This is a genomic window from Hydrogenophaga sp. LT287, from assembly GCF_055702805.1.
In genome coordinates this window covers 1-1,603 of record NZ_JBVPZC010000071.1, presented here as the reverse complement: position 1 = coordinate 1,603, position 1,603 = coordinate 1, and the positions used below count along the sequence as shown (strand labels likewise).

1 protein-coding gene is annotated in these 1,603 nt (G+C 65.3%); it reads left to right on the top strand.

The genetic code is table 11. From position 1 onward, the window contains the following. Positions 1–77: 77 nt before the first annotated feature. Positions 78–1,603: IS21 family transposase (gene istA / locus AC0GNR_RS19480; RefSeq protein WP_472902391.1), on the top strand; the 1,526-nt coding region annotated here is incomplete at its 3' end.

The following is a 1,603-nucleotide window of genomic DNA, read 5'->3' as shown; positions in this document are numbered from 1 at the left end:
GTTCACGTTGAAATCTGAGCCACGTTGCCGCTCTATCCTGCTGAATTTTTCAGCACGGAGGAGCAGGAGTGATCAACGTGAGCACATTGAGCAAGTTACGCCGCCTCGTGCTGAGGCAGGACGTGTCGGTGCGCGAGGCCAGCAGGCGCCTCGGTATCTCGCGCAACACAGCCACCAAGTGGCTCAAGGACGGCCAGATGGCCGAGCCACGATACCCACAACGGGTCTCGGGGCCCAGCGTTCTCGATCCGTACAAAGAGCAGTTGAGCCAGTGGCTCAAGGCCGATAGCCACCGCAGCAAGCGCGATCGGCGTGGGGTCAAGGCGATGTTTGAAGCACTGCGGGCGCAGGGCTACAGCGGCAGCCGAGGGCCGGTCTACGCCTTTGCCCAGCGCTGGCAGCAAGAGCAAGGCAACGCTGCGCGCGGCGCCGGGTTTGTGCCGCTGAGCTTCGAGCTGGGCGAGGCGTTCCAGTTCGACTGGAGCTGCGAGTACCTCTTCATAGGGGGACTGCGCCGCCGTCTGGAGGTGGCGCACACCAAGCTGGCGGCCAGTCGCGCCTTCTGCCTGGTGGCGTACTACAGCCAGGCGCACGAGATGCTGTTCGACGCGCACGCACGGGCGTTTGCCCTCTTCGGTGGCGTGCCCCGGCGGGGCATCTACGACAACATGAAGACTGCGGTAGACAAGGTCGGCCGGGGCAAGCAGCGCAGCGTCAATGCACGTTTCGAGGTGATGACCGGGCACTACCTGTTCGAGCCGGAGTTCTGCAACCGGGCCGCCGGCTGGGAGAAGGGAGTCGTCGAGAAGAACGTTCAGGATCGGCGCAAGGACATCTGGAGGGAAGCCAGTGAGCGGCGCTGGGGGACGCTTGGCGAGCTCAACGACTGGCTGGAGCAAGCCTGCGTGAAGGCCTGGGCCGAGATGAGTCACCCCGAATGGGTGCACCTCACGGTGGCTGATGTCTGGCAGGACGAACGTGTTCGCCTCATGCCCAACCCCCGTGCGTTTGACGGCTATGTGGAGCAGCCGGTGCGGGTCTCTGCGACTTCGCTGATCCACTTCCAGCGCAACCGCTACAGCGTGCCGTGTGAATGGATCCACGCGGTGGTCAGTCTGCGGGCCTACGCGGATGGCCTGCTGGTGGTCGGACCCGATGGGCGGCAGGTGCGCCTGGAGCGCAGCTTCGAGCGGAATCAGACGATCTACGACTGGATGCATTACATCGCGCTGGTCGAGCGAAAGCCCGGTGCGCTACGCAATGGTGCGCCCTTCAAGACCATGCCCGAACCCCTGCAGGAACTGCAGCGCCAGTTGCTGCGCCACAGCGGGGGCGACAGGGTGATGGCGCAGGTGCTCATGGGGGTGAGCCTGCACGGGCTGGAGGCCGTGCAGGTGGCGGTGGAGCTGGCGCTGCAGTCCGGGCGGGTGAGTGCCGAGCACGTGCTCAACGTGCTCTCTCGCTTGCAGGAGGAGCGTGCGCCCGAGCCGCCAGTGGCCACGATGCTCACGCTCAACACGCCGCCACTGGCCAACCTGCAGCGCTATGACGCACTGCGCAACCCCCAGCCTCATGAGGCGTCACCGGAGTCCGACCATGCATG